Source organism: Variovorax sp. GW821-FHT06D12 (assembly GCF_059419205.1).
Genome location: NZ_JBWKRI010000004.1, coordinates 201416 through 218805 on the forward strand (window position 1 = coordinate 201416; position 17390 = coordinate 218805).

Below are 17390 nucleotides of genomic sequence, written 5' to 3' on the forward strand. Positions count from 1 at the left end.
GGAGAGGCCTTCAGGCCTCGGCGATCTCGGCCACGATGTGGCGCGCGGCCACCTGCGCGCCCACGGCCACATGCAGCGCCGCGACGCGGCCTGCGCGCGGTGCGCAGTGCACGTGTTCCATCTTCATGGCCTCGAGCGTGACCAGCGGCTGGCCTGCCGAGACGGTGTCGCCCTCGGCAGCGAGCAGCGCGACCACGCGGCCGTTCATCGAGGCGCGCAGCAGGCCGTCGCCGCCGCCCGCGCCGGCGCGCGGGACGGCCACGTGCGTGAGGTCGTCGAGGCGGTGGGCGCGGCCGTCGAAGTGGACGTCCGTGCGTTCGCCGCGCCGCACGACCCGCGCTTGCGCGGCCACGCCGTTACAGGCAAAGCGCACAGGGCCGTTGTCCGGCAGCGCCAGCAGCGCGAGCGCGGCCGGCGCGGCGTCGTCCAGCACGACCTCGAAGCGCGCCGCGCCGCGCGGTGTCACGCGCGCCGTGTGCACGGTGCCGTCGAGCGCAAAGCGCAAGGCGTTGGGCAGCGTGTGCGCCAGCGGCGAAGGCCAGCCGCGTGCGCCGGTCTGCAGCAGCAGGGCCGCGAGCAGGGCGGCGCGCGTGTCGCTCGCAGTGTCGGCGGCCAGCAGCGCATCGAGGTGGTCGCCGATGAAGGCGGTGGTCGCTCCGCCGCTCGCGAACACCGGGTGCACGAGCGCGCGCTGCAGCAATGCCTGGTTGGTCGGCAGGCCCAGTGCGACGGTGTCGCGCAGGCCCGCCAGCAGCCGCTGCCGCGCTTCGTCGCGCGTGCGGCCCGAGGCGATGAGCTTGGCGATCATCGAGTCGTAGAAGGGCGGCACTTCGGCGCCGTCGCGCAGTGCGTGCTCGGTGCGCAGAGCCGGTGACGTGCGCCATGCGCTCAGCGTGCCGCTCTGCGGCAGGAAGCCCTGCTGCGGGTCTTCGGCGCACAGCCGCACCTCGATCGCATGGCCGGTGATGCGCACGTCCTCCTGCGTCAGCGGCAGCGGCTCGCCGGCGGCCACGCGCAACTGCAGCTCGACGAGGTCCAGGCCCGTCACCGCTTCGGTCACGGGATGCTCCACCTGCAGCCGCGTGTTCATTTCCATGAACCAGTACTGGCCCTGCGCGTCGAGCAGGAACTCGAGCGTGCCCGCGCCTTCGTAGGCGATGGCCTTGGCGGCGGCCACGGCGGTGGCGCCCATGCGCGCGCGCAGCGCGGCATCGACGGCCGGCGAGGGCGCTTCCTCGATCACCTTCTGGTGGCGCCGCTGCACCGAGCAGTCGCGCTCGCCGAGGTGGATCGCGTGGCCGTGGCGGTCGGCAAACACCTGGATCTCGATGTGGCGCGGTGCGACGATGGCGCGCTCCAGGATCACGGTGGCGTCGCCGAAGGCATGCAGCGCCTCGGACTGCGCACTCTGCAATTGCTCGGCAAAGGCGCCGGCCGAGGCCACGAGCCGCATGCCGCGCCCGCCGCCGCCGGCCGTGGCCTTGATCATCACGGGCCAGCCGATGCGTTCGGCCTCGGCGGCCAGCGTGGCGGTGCTTTGATCGTCGCCCTGGTAGCCGGGAATGCATGGCACGCCGGCCGCCTGCATGAGCCGCTTGGCGCCGGCCTTGTCGCCCATCGCGACGATGGCCTCGGGCGACGGACCGATGAAGACCAGCCCCGCGTCGCGACAGGCCTGCGCGAAGGCCGCGTTCTCGGCGAGGAAGCCGTAGCCCGGGTGCACCGCGTCGGCGCCGCTGGCGCGGGCCGCGGCAACGATCGACTCGATGTTCAGGTAGCTCTGCGCGGGCAGCGGCTCGCCGATGCACACGGACTCGTCGGCCTGGCGCACGTGCTCGGCGTCTGCATCGGCACGCGAGTACACGGCGACCGTGCGGTAGCCCATGGCGCGCGCGGTGCGCATCACGCGCACGGCGATCTCGCCGCGGTTGGCGATCAGGATCTTGTGAAAGGTGCTCATGGCCGTGCCACCGAAAACTGCATGGGTTGCGGCGCACGCGCCTCGGCGTCGCGGCAGATCGACAGCGCCTCGGCCAGCACGGCGCGCGTGTCGCGCGGGTCGATCACGCCGTCGTCCAGCAGCAGCGCGCTGGTGGTGAAGACGCTCATCTGGCGCTCGAAGCGCTCGACGATCTGGCGTTGCATCGCGTCGATCTTTTCGCGGTCGATGGCGCCCTTGCGGGCCATGCCGGCCTCCATCACGATGGCCATGGTCTGCGCGGCCTGCTCGCCGCCCATCACGGCGGTGCGTGCGTTGGGCCAGCTGAAGCAGAAGCGCGGCGCGAAGCCGCGACCGCACATGCCGTAGTTGCCCGCGCCGTACGAGGCGCCGCAGTGCAGCGTGATCTGCGGCACGGTGGCGCTGGTCACGGCCTGGATCATCTTGGCGCCGTGCTTGATGATGCCGGCCTCCTCGTGCGCGCGGCCCACCATGTAGCCCGTGATGTTCTGCAGGTAGACGATCGGCGTGCGCGACTGGCAGCAAGCCTGGATGAAGTGCGTAGCCTTGGTGGCGCCGTCGGAATCGATGGGGCCGTTGTTGGTGATGATGCCCACCGCGTGGCCTTCCAGGCGGATGTGGCCGCAGACCGTGGCGCTGCCGTAGTGCTCGCTGAAGGCCAGGAACTCCGAGCCGTCGGCGATGCGCGCGATGACCTCGCGCATGTCCACCGGCCGGCGGCCGTCGGCGGGCATGAGGCCCATCAGCTCCTCGGCGTCGTGGCGCGGCGGTGCGAAGGTGCGCGGCGCCTCGTCGCGTGCCCAGTCGATGCCGCCGAGGATGGCGCGCGCGATGCGCAGCGCGTCGCGGTCGTCCTCGGCCAGGTAGTCGCCCAGGCCCGAGATGTGGGTGTGCATGACGGCGCCGCCCAGTTCTTCCTCGGTGGCGATCTCGCCGGTGGCGGCCTTCAAGAGCGGCGGCCCGGCCAGGAAGGCCCGCGTGCGGTCGCGCACCATCACGATGTAGTCCGACAGGCCCGTCTGGTAGGCGCCGCCCGCGGTCGACGAGCCGTGCGTCACCGTCACCACCGGCAGGCCCGCGGCCGAGAGCCGCGCGAGGTTGCGGAAGATGTTGCCGCCGCGCACGAAGTCCTGCACGCGGTACTGCATGAGGTTGGCGCCCGCGCTTTCCACCAGCTGGATGAAGGGCAGCTTGTTCTCCAGTGCGATCTCGTGCAGGCGCAGCTGCTTGTCCAGGCCCATGGGCTGCAGCGCGCCGGCGTCGATGCCGGAGTCGGAGGCGCTGATCATGCAGCGCACGCCGGCCACGCGCCCGATGCCGGCGATCAGGCCGCCGCCGGGCACGCTCTTGGCGAGGTCGGGGTTGTCCTGGCCCAGGCCCGCCAGCGTGGCCAGCGGCAGGAAGGGCGCGCCGGTGTCCAGCAGCAGCGCGAGGCGTTCGCGCGGCAGCAGCTGGCCGCGCTTGGCGAAGCGCTCGGCCGAGGCGCTGGAGGCGGCCACGGCGCGGGCTTCGTGGGACCGGACCTGGTCCAGCAGCGAGAGCATGCTGGCGCGGTTGGCCTGGTAGCTGTCTCCGGCGGTGTGCAGCCGGGATTCGAGGAAGGGCATGGGGGTCTGTGCGGTGCGCGCGTGTCGTTTCGCACAGACTTTAGGAGGCGGGCCCCCGGCCCGCTTGCGCCAACTAGCTGGGGCGCACGCGCCGTTGTGCAGCGGGCGCGGCGTCGAGGCTGCTGCCCGTGACCACCCAGTAGATGAAGATCAGCACCGCGCCGGCCGTGCCGAACACCGTGAGGCCCATGTAGCTGCCGCCCAGCGAGAGCGCGTCGACCGGGGCGGCCGCCGTGCAGATCATGCTGGCCGCGCTCATGCCCACGTAGTGCATGGTGCACACCGCCACGCCCATCACGGCGGCGGCGGCCACCTGGTGGCTCAACTTGCGCAGGTTGAAGGCCAGCCACAGCGCCGCGGCGGCGGCCGTGATGGCGATGACCACCGACAGCGCGACCATGCTGAAGTCGAAGCTCATCGTGGCCCGCATGTTCATCGCGAACATGCCCATGTAGTGCATCACGCACACGCCCAGGCCCGCCAGCAGGCTGCCCGCCAGCCAGCCCGAGCGGCTGAACTTGGCGCGTCCGCCCGCCAGGTACAGCGCAATGCCCGAGATCAGGATGGCCGCCACCAGCGACACGATGGTCAGCGGCATGTTGTAGGCGATGCCGAAGGGCAGCCGGTAGGCCAGCATGCCGATGAAGTGCATCGACCAGATGCCGATGCCCCCCAGCGCCACCGCGGCGCAGGCCACGATGGCCAGGTTGGGTTTGCCGTCGGCGCCGACCATGCGCCCGGCACAGATCAGGGCCACCAGCGAGCCGAAGAAGGAAATGACGAACGAAAGCGCGACCAGCCCCAGGGAGTATTCGGGCGATAGCACTTGGCCTACGACGAGTGGAGTCATGCGATGTCCCTTCGGAAAGAGCGCTTCGCAGACCCCGACTGCCCTATGCGATCGGAACGCTGCGACGCGTCCCGACCAGTTTGTAATATGTGTTTATAAAAGTAAACAGAAACTTGTACTAATTGTTACCCTGAATGACAGGCCGAATTCGATAGATCGAATTGTTCCTGTCGGCCGCCATGTAGACCGTGCCGTCGCGGCCCACGGCCACCCCCGTCACCACGTACGGCGGGGGCAGGCCGGGCCCGGCCGTCAGGCCGATGGGCAGGTTCTCGGCGACGGTGCGGCGGGTGCCGGTGGCCGGGTCGATTTCGACCAGCCGGCGCGCCGCGCTCTCGGCCACGATGAAGCTGCCCCACGGCGTCTGGGCTAGGCCCTCGGGCAGCGCCAGCCCGTCGGCCACCGTGCGCAGCGGGGCGCTGGCGTCCAGCGGAATGCGCAGCAGCTTGCCGGCGGCCTCGGTCACGTAGAGCGCGCCGTCCTGGCCGACCACCAGTTGCACCGGGCCGTTCAGCCCGCTAGCCAGCACTGACTTCTCTGCAAACTTCGGCCCGCTGGCGCGGGTGATGCTGCCGGTGGCGAGTTCGGCGTAGATCACGCTGCCGTCGGGCATCGGCAGCGCGTCGAACGGCGCCTTCAGGCCGTGGATCGTCTCGACCGTCTTCAGCGTCTGGCGGTCGACCAGCTGCACCGAGCCCGTGAACCACGAGGTGAGCGCGAACAGCTTGGGCGACAGCCCGACCGCGAAGGGGTAGTCGAGCTCGGGGTCGCGCTGCATGCGGAACACGTCGCGCACCTCGCCGGTGCGCACGTCGACCTGCCGGAAGCCGAAGACGTCGGCCACCCACAGGTCGCTGCCGTCGATCTTGAGGCCCGCGGGCACCGCCACCTTGCCGCTGGTGAGCGTGCGCAGTTCGCCGGTGGCGGGGTTGAAGGCCTGCACCTCGTTGTTGGCCATGTTGGAGACGTAGATCGTCCCGTCCGGCGCGATGGCCAGGTTGTCGAGCGACGGGCGCAGCTGCTTGGCGACGGTCTTCTTGCCGCTCGCAAGATCGACCTTCACCAGCTCGCCGCTGCGCGCATCGACGACCCACAGGTTGCCCTTGCCGTCGAGGTTGGCGGCGGCCGGGATCTTGAAGCCGTCGGCGATCACGGTCAGGGCGCCGTCGGCGGGGTTGATCTTCACGACCTGGCCTTTGAACCACAGCGGGCCGTAGAGCAGGCCGTCGGGCCCGACCTCGAAGCCGTTGAAGCCGCCCATGTCCTTCTTGATGAGCCGGGGCGGCTGCTTGCCTTCGCGGTCGATTTCCCACAGCGCGTCGCCCAGGAACACCTGCGAGGCGTAGAGCTTGCCGTTCTTGCGATCGAAGTCGAGCGAGTTCAGGCCGGGCAGGTCCTTGGCGAGCACGCGCAGCGGCGCGCTGTCGTTCTCGCGGTAGCGCAGCATGCCCATGAGGTAGTTGGTCCAGGCCAGCTCGCCCTTCGGGCCGACCGCGATGTCGTCGGCCTGGCCTTCGGGCGCGTCGATCAGCACCTTGGCGGCGCCGGTCTGGCGGTCGACCTCCCACAGCGTGTTGCCGAGCACGGAGCCCGCGAGCAGCCGGCCCTTCGCATCGATGGCCAGGCCGTGCACGCCCGCGAAGGACGACGGGGCCACGAGCACCTCGGGCGCGGCCCAGGCGGCGGGGCGCTTGGGCGGTGGCGACAGCGAGCTGCAGGCGGCGAGCAGGGCGAGGGCGGCGGTCAGCGCGGCTGCGCGGATCGAGCGACGGGGCATGGCGATCTCCTCTGGGGTTGGCTTTGTGGATGCGGCAGTGCGCCCGCAGTCTAGGAGCCGGAGGAGGCCGCGCAGTCGCTCGCGGGACAAGACGCGGACTTTCGTCCGCTGCGGATAACCCGCAGCTTCAGTTGCGCAGCAGCTGCGTCGCCGTGTGGATCAGCAGCCCCACCAGCCCGCCCACCAACGTGCCGTTGATGCGGATGAACTGCAGGTCGCGCCCGATGTGGCGCTCGAGTTCGTCGGTCATCTCGTGCGCGTTCCACTCGCCCACGCGCTCCTCGATGTAGCGGCGGATGTCCTCGCGGTAGCGCTCGATGGCCGCCGGCGCGGCGGCTTCGAGCTGCTCGTTGATCCAGGCGCGGATCGCCGCGTCGTTCTGCAGCCGCTGGCCCAGCGCGCCGGCCATGGTGGCGATGCGCTGGCGGATGGTCGAGTCGGGGCGCCCCAGGTCGTCGTGCAGCCAGCCCAGCAGCTCGCCCCACAGGCCGTGCAGGTAGTCGCCCAGCGCGGGGTGCGCGATGAGCTCGGCGCGGATCTGCTCGCCGCGCTGCTGGAACTCGGGGTCCAGCTTCAGGCGCACCACGAAGTCGTCCACGAAGTGGTCGAAGCGCTTGCGCATCGGGTGCTCGGGCTCGGCCGCCAGCTCGGCCAGCGTGCGCGCGATGGCGGCCACGATCTTGCGCGTGGCGAGCTTGGCCGCCACCTGGTCCAGGCCCACGTAGCGCAGCGTCTTGATCTCGCGCGCGATGGCCTCGGTGATGTGCGCCTGCACCTCGTCGCCGTCGAGCAGCTCGGCCACCTGCTGCAGCACGTCGTCGAGCAGCGCCTGGTGGCGCCCGCCGGCCGTGAGCGCATCGAGCGCCTGGCCGGTGAGGCGCGAGAGATCGATCTTCGCCAGGCCGGCCGCGGCGGCGCGGCCCATGAAGTCGCGCACCCGTTCGTCGTCGAAGGCGGCCAGGCCGTAGCGCGTGGCGGCCACGCCCCATTCGCCGAGCCGCTCGCCGCTGGCAGGCCGGGCCAGCCACTCGGCGATGCGCCCCGCCGCGTCGAACTGGCGCAGCTTGGCCAGCACCTGGGCGGTGCTCAGGAAGTTGTCGCAGATGAAGCCCGCGAGCTTGGCGCCGATGCGGTCCTTGTTGCTCGGGATGATCGCCGTGTGCGGGATCGGCAGGCCCAGCGGGTGGCGAAACAGCGCCACCACCGCGAACCAGTCGGCAATGGCGCCGACCATCGCGGCCTCGGCAAAGGCCGCCACGTAGCCCCAGGCCGGGTGCTGGCCGTGCAGCGCGCTGGCCAGCGCATACAGCGCCGCCGCCGCGCACAGCAGGCCGAGCGCGACGCGTTTCATGCGTTGCAGTGCGCCGCTGCCGGGGTCTTCAGCCAATGGTGTGCGAGGTCGCGAGGCGCTCCATGAACAGCTCGCAGCGCGCGAGCTGCTCAAGACTCACGAACTCGTCGGGCTGGTGCGCCTGCTCGATGCTGCCGGGGCCGCACACCACGGTGGGGATGCCGGCGTTCTTGAACAGGCCCGCTTCGGTGCCGAAGGCCACCAGCGTGGTGCGGTCTTCGCTGGCCAGGCGCTGCGCGAGCAGCGTGACCGGATCGCCGGCCGCGCCCAGGAAGCTCGGAATCTCGCAGATCGTTTCGAACTTGAAGCCGGCGTCGGGCGCCACCTTCTTCATGGCCGGCTCGATGCTCGCGGCGTACGCCAGCACGTCGGACTGCATGCGCTTGGCATCGGCCGTGGGCAGGTCGCGGAATTCGTAGCGGAACTCGGCGTCGCGCGGCACCACGTTGTCGGCGATGCCGCCGTGGAACTGGCCCACGCTGGCGGTGCTGAAGGGCACGTCGAAGCCGTCGTAGCGCGGCTCGCTGCGTTCGAAATCCTCGGCCATGTCGCGCACCTTGCCGATCACGCGCGCGGCCATCTCGATGGCGTTGACCGACTTCGGCGTGAGCGACGAATGCGCCTCCTTGCCGCGCACGCAGCACTTGTAGCGGTACACGCCCTTGTGGGCGATGGCCGGCACCATGCTGGTGGGCTCGCCCACGATGCAGGCCAGCGGCTTGATGCCGGCGTCGCGCATGTCGGCAATGAGTTCGCGCACGCCGAAGCAGCCGATCTCTTCTTCATACGTGAAGGCGAAGTGCACGGCGAAGGGCGCGTCGCCCTCGAGGAAGCGCTGGGCATTGGCCAGCGCGATCGCGATGTAGCTCTTCATGTCGGCCGAGCCGCGGCCGTACAGGCGCTCGTTCTGCACCACGGCCGACAGCGGGTCGACGCTCCAGGCCTGGCCGTCCCAGGGCACCGTGTCGGTGTGGCCCGAGAGGATCACGCCGGCCGGCTTGCCCTCGCCCAGCGTGGCGAACAGGTTCGCCTTGGTGCGCTCGGCGTTGTAGGTGATGCGGCTCTTCACGCCGAGGGCCGCGAGGTGCGCCTGGGCGAAGTCGATCAGCTCGAGGTTGCTGTTTGCGCTCACCGTGTTCATGCGAACCAAGGTTTGCGCCATCAAGAGGCTCTGGGGAGAAAGCGTGTGCTGCATGCAACAGATTGTCCGGGAAGTTGAACGCCCGCGCAGATGGGTATCGGCGTTGTCACGCGCAGCGGGTAGCCTGCCTCCTCTTTTTTCTTTGTTTGGATGGAGAAGACAACATGCGCATGTCCCTGCAGATCACCCTGACCGCCGCGGCCGCCCTGAGCCTGGCCGCCTGTGGCACCACCGGCCCGGCGGCGAACAAGCTGCTCACGCTGGACGGCAACCCGCCGCTGGTCATCGCCCACCGCGGCGCCTCGGGCTACCTGCCGGAACAGACGCTGGAGTCGTACGCGCGCGCCATCGAACTGGGCGCCGACGTCATCGAGATGGACCTGGTTTCCACCAAGGACGGCGTGCTCATCGCCCGCCACGACCCCAACCTGGCGATCAGCACCGACGTGGCCAAGCACCCCCGCTTCGCCTCGCGCAAGAAGACCATCCAGGTCGACGGCGAAACCCAGACCGGCTGGTTCAGCAACGACTTCACGCTGGCCGAGATCAAGACCCTGGGCGGCATCTCGACCGACGCCGAGCGCCCGCAGGAATTCAACGGCAAGTTCAAGGTCGTGACCTTCCAGGAGATCATCGATTTCGCCAAGGCCAAGTCGAAGGAAACCGGCCGCACCATCGCGATCTACCCCGAGACCAAGAACCCGACCTACTTCCGCGATCTGGGCATGCCCATGGAAGACAAGGTCATCGCCGCCATCAACGCCGCCGGCTGGAACAGCAAGACCGCGCCCATCTACGTGCAGTCGTTCGAGCCCGGCAGCCTCAAGTACATGAAGAGCAAGGGCCTGAACACCAAGCTCATCCAGCTGATCGACGGCGACGGCATCGACATGAAGACCGGCGCCATGACCTACGCCGTGCCGGTCGACCGCCCCTACGAGTGGACCAAGGCCGGCGACAAGCGCAACTTCGACGTCATGGTCACGCCCGCCGGGCTGGCCGAGATCAAGACCTACGCCGACGGCATCGGCCCCTGGAAGCGCTACATCGTGAGCGTCAAGGGCACCGTGGGCGCCGACGGCAAGGTGGTGGACGTCAACAAGGACGGCAAGATCAACGACGCCGACGCCACCTCGACGGCCCCCACCACGCTGATCGCCGACGCCCACAAGGCGGGCCTGTTCGTGCACCCCTTCACGTTCCGTAACGAGTCGCGCCGGCTCGCGTCCGACTACAACAAGGACGGAAAGAACGAATACGCGGTCTATTACAAGCTCGGCGTCGATGGCGTGTTCACCGACTTCACCGACACCGCGTTGGCCGCGCGCGCCGAGTACCTCAAGAGCATCGGCCGCTGAGGGTTTGCCCGGCACGGTCTTTGCGGCGCATTCCGCAAAGCCTAGACTGTGTCTTATGAAACTCATCGACTCGCTCGTCACGCAGGCGGCCGGCATCGCGGCCGTCCGGCGTGACCTTCATGCCCACCCTGAACTCTGTTTCGAAGAAGTCCGCACCGCCGACGTGGTGGCAGGCAAGCTCACCGAATGGGGCATTCCCATCCACCGCGGCCTGGGCACCACCGGCGTGGTCGGCATCGTCAAGAACGGCACCAGCAACCGCGCCGTCGGCCTGCGCGCCGACATGGACGCGCTGCCCGTCACCGAGCTCAACACCTTCGCCCATGCCAGCCAGCACCACGGCAAGATGCACGCCTGCGGCCACGACGGCCACACGGCGATGCTGCTCGCGGCGGCCCAGCACCTGGCCAAGCACCGCAACTTCGACGGCACCGTCTACCTGATCTTCCAGCCGGCCGAAGAGGGCGGCGGCGGCGCGCGCGAGATGATCAAGGAGGGGCTCTTCGAGCAGTTCCCCATGGACGCCGTCTTCGGCATGCACAACTGGCCCGGCATGAAGGCCGGCCAGTTCGCCGTGAGCCCCGGCCCGGTGATGGCCTCGGGCAACAAGTTCCATGTGAACGTGGTCGGCAAGGGCGGCCACGCCGCGCTGCCTCAGACCGGCATCGACCCGGTGCCGATCGCCTGCGAGATCGTGCAGGCCTTCCAGACCATCCTCACGCGCAAGATGAAGCCGACCGATTCGGCGGTGATCTCGGTCACCACCATCCACGCCGGCGAGACCAACAACGTGATCCCCGACAACTGCGAGCTGTCGGGCACCGTGCGCACCTTCTCGCTCGAGGTGCTCGACATGATCGAGGCCAAGATGAAGCAGATCAGCGAGCACATCTGCGCTGCGCACGACGCCACCTGCGAGTTCCGCTTCGAGCGTTACTACCCGCCGACCATCAACACCGAGGCCGAGGCCGACTTCGCGCGCCGCGTCATGGGCGGGATCGTCGGCCCCGAGAACGTGCTCAAGCAGGAGGCCGCCATGACCTCGGAAGACTTCGCCTTCATGCTGCAGGCCAAGCCCGGTGCCTATGCCTTCATCGGCAACGGCGACGGCGCGCACCGCGACGTGCACCACGGCGAAGGCCCGTGCACGCTGCACAACGCCAGCTACGACTTCAACGACGACCTCATCCCGCTGGGCGCGACCTGCTGGGTGCAGATCGCCGAGCAGTTCCTCCAGCCTGGCGGCGCAGCGGCATGATCGGCATCGGCGAAGCCTTTTCGCCGCGCTACGCCCAGGCGCGCCAGAAGTTCCTGCAGGGCTGCGTCAGCGCCGGCCTCACGGTCGAGCCGCACGCGCACCCGCTCAAGGGCCGCGACGGCGAAGAGCTGTCGATGGACGTGGCGCTCGACGGCGACGCCAACGCCGAGCGGCTGCTCGTCGTCACCAGCGCCTGCCACGGCGTCGAGGGCCACTGCGGCAGCGGCGTGCAGGTGTTCGCGCTGCACGACGCCGAATGGCGCGAGAAGGCCAAGGCACAGGGCGTGGCGGTGCTGTACGTGCACGCGCTGAACCCGCACGGCTTTTCGTACGGCCGGCGCGTGACGCACGAGAACGTCGACCTGAACCGCAACTTCCTCGACTTCTCGAAGCCCGTGCCGGTGAACGAGCCCTACGCCAAGCTGCACCCGCTGCTGCTGCCCGACACCTGGCCGCCGACGCCAGACAACCAGGCCGCGATCGAGAAGTGGATCGACAAGCACGGCGCCACGGCCTACCAGGCGGCGGTGACCAGCGGCCAGTACCAGTTCGACGACGGTCTGTTCTTCGGCGGCAAGGCCCCGACCTGGAGCAACAAGACCATCCGCAGCGTGCTGCGCCGCCATGCAGGCCACGCGAAGCGCCTGGCCTGGATCGACCTGCACACGGGGCTCGGCCCCAACGGCCTGGGCGAACGCATCTTTGCCTGCCGCGACGACAAGGTGGCCTACGCCCGCGCCAACGCGTGGTGGGGCACGCCGGCGGCGCCCGTCACCTCGATCTACGACGGCTCCTCGACCTCGGCGCTGCTGCGCGGCCTGATGTGGGACGCCGTGTACGAAGAGTGCCCGCAGGCCGAGTACACCGGCATCGCGCTCGAATACGGCACGCTGCCGATGCTCGAAGTGACCGGCGCCCTGCGCGCCGACCACTGGCTGCACAAACACCCGGACGCACCGGCCGACCTGGCCGATGGCATCCGCGCGCGCATGGTGGAGGCGTTCTATACGGACTCCGACGCCTGGCGCGGCCAGATCGTGAGCCAGGCGCGGCAGGCGATGTTCCAGGCGGTGGACGGGCTGAGCAGCGGAACCTGAACGGCCCGGGCGCGCGCTCTGGCGTGCTCCCGCCGACGCGGTACCTTGCTCCGCGAATGTCCCCCGGCCTGCGGCCTCCTCCTTGATTTCGCTGCGCAAGGCACCGCATCGGCGTGAGCGTTGGGCAGTGCAGTCGTTGATCGGCCGCACACCAGCGCTGCTTCCCGTGCGCAGGACACTGGGTGCTTCCCGCAGCGAAATCAAGGAGGAGGCCGCAGGCCGGGGGACATTCGCGGAGGGAAGTACCCGGTGGCCTGTGCACGCGCCCCGAACCAGAGCGCGAAAAAACTACGTCCGCACCCGCCCGTCAGCAGTCAGCATCGACAGCTCGACAAACTTCGAAGCCACATGGCTCTTCGAAGAGAACGACACCTCGAAGCCGCCGAACTGCTGCCGCTCGATGCTTTCCAGCCCCGCGATCAGCCCGTCGCGCGTGCCCTTGCCGCCCGGTGCGCGGCGCAGGCCCTCGGTCAGCACCTTGGCGGCCAGGTAGCCTTCCATGCTCGAGAAATTGGCGCTCGCGCCGCCGCCCGCCTTGCGCACCGCTTCGGTGAACTCGCGCGCCAGCGCATTCGCCTGGTTGTAGGGCGAGGGCACCACCTGCGTGACCATCACGCCCGCGGCCTCCTTGCCCAGTTCGTCCGCCAGCGCCTGCGTGCCCACGAACGAGAGGTTGAAGAACACACCGCCGTAGCCCGCCTTGCGCATCTCGCGGATGAACGCCGCGCAGGCCTTGTAGGCACCCACCTGCACCACCGCCGCCGGCTGGCTCGCCATGATCGTCTTCACCGCCGCGGCCACGTCGGCCGAGTTGCGCTCCACCGTGGCCAGCGCCACGGGCTTGAGTTCCTGCTGGGCCAGCGCCAGCGTCACGCCGTCGAGCCCGGCCTTGCCGTAGGCGTCGTTCTGATAGAAGACCGCGATCTTCTTCATGCCCAGGTGGGTGAGCTGTTTCACCATCAATGCCGTCTCGTCGTTGTACGAAGCGCGCAGATGGAACACGTTGCGGTGAAAAGGCTCGCGCAGCGACATCGCGCCCGTGAATGGCGCGATGAACGGCACCCTGTCCTTCACCGCCAGCGGCAGCGCGGCCAGGCTGGTCGGCGTGCCGATGTAGCCGAACAGCGCGAACACGTCCTCGCCGATCAGCTTCTGCGTGTTGGCCGCGCAGCGGTCGGGCTCGTAGCCGTCGTCCAGGTTCTTGATGACCACGTCGCGCTGGCCCGGCTGGGCGTTGTACTGGTCCAGGAACAGCTTGGCGCCCTGGTGGAACTGGATGCCCAGCTGCGCGGCCGGCCCGGTGAACGGCGCCGACTGGCCCAGCACCAGCGGCGTGTCGCCCTGCGCCCGGGCGATGCCGAAGCCGCCCAGCGTGGCGGCGGCCGCCGTGGCGATCGAAAAATGCCTGCGATTCAATTGCATCGTCATGGTGAAATCCTCCCTCTGCCCTGTGTGTTGATACTCAAATTAGACTTGTCCGATGGCCCACGCAACGGATTCCCTCCTCGACACGCCCGACGCCTCCGCACCTTCCACGGTGCTGGGCGCCTGCCCGCACGATTGCCCCGACACCTGTGCGCTCGTCACCACCGTCAAGGACGGCGTGGCGGTGAAGCTGCAAGGCAACCCCGCCCACTCGCACACCGGCGGCGTGCTGTGCACCAAGGTGTCCCGGTACATCGAACGCAATGACCATGCCGAGCGGCTCGTGCAGCCCCTGAAACGCGTCGGTCCCAAGGGCAGCGGCCGCTTCGAGCCCGTCTCGTGGGAGGCTGCATTGGACGATATCGCCGCGCATCTTCGGGGATTGCAGTCGGAACCGGAAGCAATTCTCCCCTACAGCTATGCGGGCACCATGGGCCTGGTGCAGGGCGAATCGATGGACCGGCGCTTCTTCCACAAGCTGGGCGCCTCGCTGCTGGACCGCACCATCTGCTCGATGGCGGGCGGCGAGGCCATGGTCTACACGCTGGGCGCCAAGGTCGGCATGCGCATCGAGTTCTTCGCCGAGGCCAAGCTCATCCTCATCTGGGGCAGCAACTCCATCGCCAGCAACCTGCACTTCTGGCGCCACGCCCAGGCCGCCAAGCGCGCCGGCGCACGGTTGGTGTGCATCGACCCGCGCAAGACCGAAACCGCCGACAAGTGCGACGAGCACATCGCGCTGCTGCCCGGCACCGACGCCGCGCTGGCCTTGGCGCTCATGCACGAACTCATCGTGCACGACTGGCTCGACCACGACTACATCGCCAACCACACGCTGGGCTGGGAGCAGCTGCGCGAGCGCGCGCTGCAGTGGCCGCCGTCGCGCGCGGCCGAGGTCTGCGGCATTCCCGAAGCACAGATCGTGGCGCTGGCCCAGGCCTACGGCACCACGAAGCCGGCCGCGATCCGCCTGAACTACGGCATGCAGCGTGTGCGCGGCGGCGGCAACGCGGCGCGCGCCATCGCCTGCCTGCCGTCGCTGGTCGGCGCCTGGCGCGACCGCGCGGGCGGCCTGCTGCTCAGCAGCTCGGGCCACTACCCGGTCGACCGCGCCGCGCTGCAGCGCCCCGACCTGCTGGCCGGGCGCAAGCCGCGCACCATCAACATGAGCACCATCGGCGACGCATTGCTCGACACTGCGAAGCCCGTGAAGGCCCTCGTGGTCTACAACAGCAACCCGGTCGCGGTCGCGCCCGAGTCGGCCAAGGTGGTGGCGGGCTTCGCGCGCGAAGACCTCTTCACCGTGGTGCTCGAGCAGTTCCGCACCGACACCGCCGACTACGCCGACTACCTGCTGCCCGCCACCACGCAGCTCGAACACTGGGACATCCACTGCAGCTACGGCCACACCGACGTGCTGCTGAACCGCCCGGCCGTCGCGCCGCGCGGCGAGGCCCGCAGCAACGCCTGGGTGTTCCGCGAACTGGCGCGCCGCCTGGGCTTCGACGAGCCCTGCTTTTCGGAGAGCGACGAGTCGCTGTGCCGCACCGCCTTCGCCGAGAAAACGATCGACTTCGAGCAGCTGCGCGCGCAAGGCTTCACCAGCCTGAAGCTGGCCGAGGCGCCGTTCGCCGAAGGCACGTTCCCCACGCCTTCGGGCCGCTGCGAATTCTTCAGCGAGCGCCTGCAGGCCATGGGCATGGACGGCCTGCCCGACCACGTGCCCAACTGGGAGCCGGCCGGCAGCTCGACCGAGTTCCCGCTGGCGATGATCTCGCCGCCGGCGCGCAACTTCCTCAATTCGACCTTCGTCAACGTGACCAGCCTGCGCGCGATCGAGGTCGAGCCGCTGCTCGAGATCCACGCCGACGATGCCGCCGCGCGCGGCATCGAGGACGGCGCCACGGTGCGCGTGTTCAACCAGCGCGGCGAGCACCGCTGCCGCGCCGAGGTGTCGCGCCGCGCGCGCCAGGGCGTGGTGCACGGCATGGGCATCTGGTGGCGCAAGCTCGGCATGGACGGCACCAACGTCAACGAGCTGACCAGCCAGCGCCTGACCGACATCGGCCGGGGCCCGACCTTCTACGACTGCCTGGTGCAGGTCGAAAAGGCGTGATGCGACGGCTGCGCGCGCCCGCGCTGGCATTGGCCGGCGCGCTTTTCTTGAGTGGCTGCGCCGACCTCGGCTACTACTGGCAATCGGCCAACGGCCACCTCGACATCCTGCGCGCGGCCAAGCCCGTGCCCGAATGGCTGGCCGATCCGGCCGTGGGGGCGCCGCTCAAGGCCAAGCTCGAACTCGCGCAGCGCATCCGCCGTTTCGCATCGAGCGAACTCGGCCTGCCCGACAACGCGAGCTACACCTCGTATGCCGACCTGCATCGCCCCGCGGCCGTGTGGAACGTGGTGGCCGCGCCGCCGTACTCGCTCACGCTCAAGAGCTGGTGCTTCCCGGTCGCGGGCTGCGTGGGCTACCGCGGCTACTACGACGAAGCCGCCGCGAAAACCGAGGCCGAGGCGCAGAAGACGAATGGCCTCGAAGTGGCCGTGTACCCCGTGCCGGCCTACTCCACACTGGGCTGGATGAACTGGGCCGGCGGCGATCCGCTGCTGTCCACCTTCATCGGCTACCCCGAGGGCGAGCTGGCGCGCCTCGTGTTCCACGAGCTGGCGCACCAGGTGCTCTATGTGCCGGGCGACACGGTGTTCAACGAGTCGTACGCCACGGCCGTCGAGCGCATCGGCGGCGCGATGTGGCTGCAGCGCGAGGCCGGTGAGGCGGCGCGCGCCGAGTACGCGCAGTTCAATGCACAGCGGCAGGACTTCCGTGCGCTGGCGCTCAACACGCGCCGCACGCTCACGCAGGTGTACGAGTCGCCCGAAGCCAAGGCGAAGGACTGGGCGAAGGTCGAGGCGCAGAAGCAGGCCGCCATGGCCGACTTCCGCGAGCGCTACACCGCGCTGAAGGCGGCATGGACCGGTCCGCGCCAGAACGCGTATGACGGCTGGGTGGCGCGCGCCAACAACGCGGCCTTCGGTGCGCAGGGCGCCTACGACGACCTGGTGCCGGGCTTCGAAGCGCTGTTCGAGCGCGAGGGCCGCGACTGGCCGCGCTTTTACACTGCGGTGCGGCGCATTGCCGCGCTGCCCACGACGGAAGAGCGCCGCAATGCGTTGCAGGCCGCCACGGGTATCCTGCACACCCACGCGCGCCAAGGCCGCACACACGACGACAACGGAGACCACGGTGCCTGACATCCAAATCGAACGCAACCACACGCTGGGCATTGCCGGCGCCCGCGAAGTCGCGCGCCAATGGGTGCATCAGGTCGAGCAGGACTACGGTCTGGAATGCACCTACACCGAGGGCACCGACTGCGACCGGGCCCAGTTCAGCCGCGCGGGCATCGACGGCACGGTGGAGGTCACGGCCGACACCTTCCGGCTCGAGGCGACGCTGGGTTTCCTGTTCAGCAGCTTCAGCGACCAGATCGAGCAGAAGATCTCGCGCAACCTCGATGCGCTGCTCGACGCGCCGCAGGGCGGCACCCGCTTCGCCTGACGGG

13 protein-coding genes are annotated in these 17390 nt (G+C 69.4%); 6 read left to right on the forward strand and 7 right to left on the reverse strand.

The features are described 5' to 3' along the window. Positions 1–10: 10 nt before the first annotated feature. The 6 genes from AC07SQ_RS14650 to argE all read right to left on the reverse strand — a co-directional run bounded on the left by AC07SQ_RS14650 (position 11) and on the right by argE (position 8740). Positions 11–1960, reverse strand: coding sequence for an acetyl/propionyl/methylcrotonyl-CoA carboxylase subunit alpha (locus tag AC07SQ_RS14650; RefSeq protein ID WP_495273256.1), 1950 nt, complete (start codon positions 1958–1960; stop codon positions 11–13). After that, positions 1957–3567: an acyl-CoA carboxylase subunit beta gene (locus AC07SQ_RS14655; protein WP_495273257.1), complete on the reverse strand. Its 1611-nt coding sequence runs from the start codon at positions 3565–3567 to the stop codon at positions 1957–1959. Before AC07SQ_RS14655 ends, AC07SQ_RS14650 begins: the two co-directional genes overlap by 4 nt. A 73-nt stretch (positions 3568–3640) precedes the next feature. After that, complete coding sequence (locus AC07SQ_RS14660) at positions 3641–4417, reverse strand: MHYT domain-containing protein (protein WP_062472795.1); 777 nt, start codon at positions 4415–4417, stop codon at positions 3641–3643. 118 nt (positions 4418–4535) lie between these two features. Then, entirely contained in the window at positions 4536–6194 is a 1659-nt protein-coding gene (locus AC07SQ_RS14665; RefSeq protein WP_495273258.1) for a Vgb family protein, read from the reverse strand. 127 nt (positions 6195–6321) lie between these two features. Further along, a complete protein-coding gene (locus AC07SQ_RS14670) occupies positions 6322–7545 on the reverse strand; it encodes a DUF445 domain-containing protein (RefSeq protein WP_495276215.1) in 1224 nt (407 codons plus the stop codon). A gap of 28 nt (positions 7546–7573) precedes the next feature. Further along, positions 7574–8740, reverse strand: a complete 1167-nt coding sequence (gene argE, locus AC07SQ_RS14675; protein ID WP_095950723.1) for an acetylornithine deacetylase — start codon at positions 8738–8740, stop codon at positions 7574–7576. A gap of 110 nt (positions 8741–8850) precedes the next feature. On the opposite strand from argE, the gene AC07SQ_RS14680 reads away from it, so the two are divergent. The 3 genes from AC07SQ_RS14680 to AC07SQ_RS14690 are packed head-to-tail and all read left to right on the forward strand — an operon-like array spanning position 8851 to position 12399. Continuing rightward, a complete protein-coding gene (locus AC07SQ_RS14680) occupies positions 8851–10044 on the forward strand; it encodes a glycerophosphodiester phosphodiesterase (RefSeq protein ID WP_159273539.1) in 1194 nt (397 codons plus the stop codon). Between the two features lie 55 nt (positions 10045–10099). Beyond that, the gene (locus AC07SQ_RS14685; protein WP_495273260.1) at positions 10100–11302 is read left to right on the forward strand and encodes a M20 aminoacylase family protein; all 1203 of its coding nucleotides are present in this window, start codon (positions 10100–10102) and stop codon (positions 11300–11302) included. Continuing rightward, complete coding sequence (locus AC07SQ_RS14690; RefSeq protein ID WP_495273261.1) at positions 11299–12399, forward strand: M14 family metallopeptidase; 1101 nt, start codon at positions 11299–11301, stop codon at positions 12397–12399. Before AC07SQ_RS14685 ends, AC07SQ_RS14690 begins: the two co-directional genes overlap by 4 nt. Before the next feature lie 288 nt (positions 12400–12687). Here AC07SQ_RS14690 and AC07SQ_RS14695 read toward each other — a convergent pair whose 3' ends face one another. Further along, complete coding sequence (locus AC07SQ_RS14695; RefSeq protein WP_495273268.1) at positions 12688–13821, reverse strand: ABC transporter substrate-binding protein; 1134 nt, start codon at positions 13819–13821, stop codon at positions 12688–12690. 58 nt (positions 13822–13879) lie between these two features. Here AC07SQ_RS14695 and AC07SQ_RS14700 point away from each other — a divergent pair, with 58 nt between their 5' ends. From AC07SQ_RS14700 to AC07SQ_RS14710, 3 genes are read left to right on the forward strand one after another with little or no spacing between them, the layout of a single operon-like run. After that, positions 13880–15940, forward strand: coding sequence for a molybdopterin-containing oxidoreductase family protein (locus AC07SQ_RS14700; RefSeq protein WP_495273262.1), 2061 nt, complete (start codon positions 13880–13882; stop codon positions 15938–15940). Then, the gene (locus AC07SQ_RS14705; RefSeq protein WP_495273263.1) at positions 15940–17079 is read left to right on the forward strand and encodes an aminopeptidase; all 1140 of its coding nucleotides are present in this window, start codon (positions 15940–15942) and stop codon (positions 17077–17079) included. Before AC07SQ_RS14700 ends, AC07SQ_RS14705 begins: the two co-directional genes overlap by 1 nt. Further along, a complete protein-coding gene (locus AC07SQ_RS14710; RefSeq protein ID WP_062476134.1) occupies positions 17072–17386 on the forward strand; it encodes a polyhydroxyalkanoic acid system family protein in 315 nt (104 codons plus the stop codon). The genes AC07SQ_RS14705 and AC07SQ_RS14710 overlap by 8 nt, the downstream gene beginning before the upstream one ends. Positions 17387–17390: the final 4 nt, after the last annotated feature.

Excerpts from the sequence above, each read along its gene's own strand:
- AC07SQ_RS14705 (WP_495273263.1), top strand. The coding sequence starts at position 15,940 with ATGCGACGGCTGCGCGCGCCCGCGCTGGCATTGGCCGGCGCGCTTTTC.
- AC07SQ_RS14695 (WP_495273268.1), bottom strand. The coding sequence starts at position 13,821 with ATGCAATTGAATCGCAGGCATTTTTCGATCGCCACGGCGGCCGCCGCC.
- AC07SQ_RS14670 (WP_495276215.1), bottom strand. The coding sequence starts at position 7,545 with ATGAAACGCGTCGCGCTCGGCCTGCTGTGCGCGGCGGCGGCGCTGTAT.
- AC07SQ_RS14655 (WP_495273257.1), bottom strand. The coding sequence starts at position 3,567 with ATGCCCTTCCTCGAATCCCGGCTGCACACCGCCGGAGACAGCTACCAG.
- AC07SQ_RS14685 (WP_495273260.1), top strand. The coding sequence starts at position 10,100 with ATGAAACTCATCGACTCGCTCGTCACGCAGGCGGCCGGCATCGCGGCC.
- AC07SQ_RS14690 (WP_495273261.1), top strand. The coding sequence starts at position 11,299 with ATGATCGGCATCGGCGAAGCCTTTTCGCCGCGCTACGCCCAGGCGCGC.
- AC07SQ_RS14665 (WP_495273258.1), bottom strand. The coding sequence starts at position 6,194 with ATGCCCCGTCGCTCGATCCGCGCAGCCGCGCTGACCGCCGCCCTCGCC.
- AC07SQ_RS14700 (WP_495273262.1), top strand. The coding sequence starts at position 13,880 with ATGGCCCACGCAACGGATTCCCTCCTCGACACGCCCGACGCCTCCGCA.
- AC07SQ_RS14660 (WP_062472795.1), bottom strand. The coding sequence starts at position 4,417 with ATGACTCCACTCGTCGTAGGCCAAGTGCTATCGCCCGAATACTCCCTG.
- AC07SQ_RS14650 (WP_495273256.1), bottom strand. The coding sequence starts at position 1,960 with ATGAGCACCTTTCACAAGATCCTGATCGCCAACCGCGGCGAGATCGCC.
- argE (WP_095950723.1), bottom strand. The coding sequence starts at position 8,740 with ATGCAGCACACGCTTTCTCCCCAGAGCCTCTTGATGGCGCAAACCTTG.
- AC07SQ_RS14680 (WP_159273539.1), top strand. The coding sequence starts at position 8,851 with ATGCGCATGTCCCTGCAGATCACCCTGACCGCCGCGGCCGCCCTGAGC.